Origin of the sequence: Mesorhizobium sp. M7A.F.Ca.CA.001.08.2.1 (genome assembly GCF_003998455.1) — a bacterium.
GTDB lineage: Bacteria > Pseudomonadota > Alphaproteobacteria > Rhizobiales > Rhizobiaceae > Mesorhizobium > Mesorhizobium ciceri.
In genome coordinates this window covers 1-1094 of sequence record NZ_RZPW01001204.1, presented here as the reverse complement: position 1 = coordinate 1094, position 1094 = coordinate 1, and the positions used below count along the sequence as shown (strand labels likewise).

Sequence of the window (1094 nt, the reverse complement as noted above, 5' to 3'; positions counted from 1 at the left end):
ACGTAGGGCTGCCCACCCTTCGCGCATGCCAGATGACCGACACGGTTGGCGGTCAGCAATTTCGTGCATTCCAGGGCGGATAATGTGCGGATCAGCATGTGTGATCTCCTGAGTCTATTGGTCGTCCAACAGACTGTTGGCCCAGCCGCCGGAGCTGTCATTGATCGCAATCAAGGCAGCTTGCCGCTCGTCCGCAGCGGCATAGGCGGCAATTTCGTAAATGATTTAAATCAAGGCGCTGCTTGCCGCTTCCCCAGATCATGGGGAGATGTGGAAGCCGATCATGAGCGCTCCGTTTGGTCGCGAACTCGAACTCGCCGTCTTCGACGAGGAGGGCGAACATGCGCTCGTATTTCCCTGTATAAAAGGCCGGCAGGGTTGGAAGCACGCCGGGACTGGCGTGCGCGTCGATATCCGCCCGACCCATTGGCGCTACTGGCAGCCGAAGGCAATGCCGACAGACGGCGGCAAGTCTCTCGGGGACGCTTGCTAGTGTTTGGATTCCACGATCAACGCCATGCGCACGAGATGCGACAGGCTGCCCGCGGCCATCTTGCTCATCACATTGGCACGATGAATCTCGACAGTGCGCGGACTGATACCCAGATCATAGGCGATCGTCTTGTTCGGCAGACCCGACACGAGCCCGTCCAGAACCTGCCGCTCCCGCTCCGAAAGTGTGGCCAGGCGGCCGTGGATTTCGGAGGATTGCGGATGCGTTGCATTCGCCTGGTTGCGGTTGGCCAACGTGGAGCGGATCGCGTCGATCAGCATCTCGTCATCAAACGGCTTTTCAATGAAATCGGAAGCGCCTTCCTTCATTGCCTGAACGGCGAGCGCCACATCGGCATGGCCCGTCATGACAATAACTGGAATTGTATGCCCGCCGGATCTCAGTTGGCGCAGGAATTCGATGCCGTCTATGCCCGGCATGCGCACGTCGGTGACGATGCAGCCGTCGAGGTCGCCCTTTGCCGTCGAGAGAAAAGCCGTGGCCGATTCGTGCAGGCGTACTGCAAAATCTGCAGTCGCCAGAAGAAAACCGAGCGACTTGCGCACGTCCATGTCGTCGTCAACCACGTGCACCAGATCAC

2 protein-coding genes and 1 pseudogene are annotated in these 1094 nt (G+C 59.1%); 1 reads left to right on the top strand and 2 read right to left on the bottom strand.

Going from position 1 to position 1094, the window contains the following annotated elements:
• Positions 1 to 98 (bottom strand): annotated as a pseudogene (locus EN914_RS39705) (pyridoxamine 5'-phosphate oxidase family protein); the annotation flags it as partial.
• A 185-nt stretch (positions 99 to 283) separates the two neighbouring features.
• Between EN914_RS39705 and EN914_RS36205 the strand changes: the two are divergent.
• A complete protein-coding gene (locus EN914_RS36205; protein WP_013525375.1) occupies positions 284 to 493 on the top strand; it encodes a hypothetical protein in 210 nt (69 codons plus the stop codon).
• Here the strand turns inward: EN914_RS36205 and fixJ are convergent.
• The coding region (gene fixJ / locus EN914_RS36200; protein WP_245497936.1) for a response regulator FixJ at positions 490 to 1094 on the bottom strand (605 nt) is incomplete at its 5' end. The genes EN914_RS36205 and fixJ overlap by 4 nt on opposite strands.

Bases quoted from the DNA above. Each gene is read 5' to 3' on its own strand.
- EN914_RS36205 (WP_013525375.1), top strand. From the start codon at position 284: ATGAGCGCTCCGTTTGGTCGCGAACTCGAACTCGCCGTCTTCGACGAG.